Annotated in this window: 1 protein-coding gene; it reads left to right on the forward strand. The window is 65.4% G+C overall.

The window, feature by feature from the left end; translation table 11 throughout:
• Positions 1-183 precede the first annotated feature (183 nt).
• The coding region (locus C5F44_RS17665) for a glycosyltransferase family protein (RefSeq protein WP_328588521.1) at positions 184-985 on the forward strand (802 nt) is incomplete at its 3' end.

Raw genomic sequence — 985 nt, forward strand, 5'->3', positions numbered from 1 at the left:
GTCAATGCACGACGCACCAACCAGCAGGCATGGGGGGATACACAGTTTGCTGAAGGGCTGGCGAAGGCAATTCGCGCCGTTCCCGGCTGTGATGCCGGCCTGTTGTTTCGTGGCGAAGCCCCGCCCCGCACAGAACAGCCGGGCGTCGTGTTGCGCATCGTGGGGCCGCATCTTGAAGACCCCGTGCCCGGTCTGCCCAACATCCTCTGGATCATCAGCCCCCCCAATCTGGCCCCATCTGGCCTGCTGCGGCGATACCAGACGGTATTCTGCGGGGGCCTTGCACTTGCCCGCCGCCTGGAGAAACTTGGGCTGGCGGTGCGCTACTTGCCGCAGGCCACCGACACCGGGCATTTCCGGCCGGACCGGCGCCCGCCGGACATGCCGGACATACCGCTGGTCTTCGTCGGCAGCTACCACCCCTCGCGGGTTTCGCGGGATCTTGTGCTGGCCGCCGTTCAGGAAGGGGTAGAGCCTTACATCTGGGGCCCGGGCTGGCAGGGTGTCATACCCGAGAGGTTGTGGCAGGGCGAAAGGCTTGACCATGACGAGCTTGCCCAAATCTATGCCCGTGCCCGTATTGTTCTGAACAGCCATATGTTGCACATGGCCACGCTTGGGTTCATGAGCAATCGGAGCTATGACGCGCTTTCAGCCGGGGCGCGCGTGATCTCTGATCCGGTCCTTGGCTTTTCAGCCCCGGACCTGCCAGAGATCGTGCAGGTGCGATCAATCGCCGACCTCAAGTCCGCCGTTCACACCCTTCTTTCTGCCCCGCCAGACAGCCTTGCGGCACGAATGGCCCAGCATGAGCGGCTGGCCCGGGACCATGGTTTCGAAGCCCGGGCGCGGGTAATTGTTACCGCGGCGCGCAAGCTGATTGAGGGCAGGCGGGTGGCCCCGGCCGCCTTTCGGCCAGGAAACCGCACCGGGACCGCCGCCCCCGTTCTGTCAGACCCCGCGTCTTCGGCGCCCGACAGCCTGC

Source organism: Fuscovulum blasticum DSM 2131 (assembly GCF_003034965.1).
GTDB lineage: Bacteria > Pseudomonadota > Alphaproteobacteria > Rhodobacterales > Rhodobacteraceae > Pseudogemmobacter > Pseudogemmobacter blasticus.